This is a genomic window from Pseudoalteromonas sp. SK18 (assembly GCF_001974855.1).
GTDB lineage: Bacteria > Pseudomonadota > Gammaproteobacteria > Enterobacterales > Alteromonadaceae > Pseudoalteromonas.
On record NZ_MTQB01000084.1, the window covers coordinates 1 to 255 of the forward strand.

The window sequence follows — 255 nt, forward strand, 5'->3', positions numbered from 1 at the left end:
GATATTAAATAAATTCAGAATTCATTGAGCTGTCGAAAGACATAAAACTTTTTAATTGAAGAGTTTGATCATGGCTCAGATTGAACGCTGGCGGCAGGCCTAACACATGCAAGTCGAGCGGTAACAGGAAGTAGCTTGCTACTTTGCTGACGAGCGGCGGACGGGTGAGTAATGCTTGGGAACATGCCTTGAGGTGGGGGACAACAGTTGGAAACGACTGCTAATACCGCATAATGTCTACGGACCAAAGGGGGC

Annotated in this window: 1 rRNA gene; it reads left to right on the forward strand. The window is 46.7% G+C overall.

Annotated elements, in window-relative coordinates:
- Positions 1-52: 52 nt before the first annotated feature.
- A 16S ribosomal RNA gene (locus BW139_RS18230) occupies positions 53-255 on the forward strand; the annotation flags it as partial.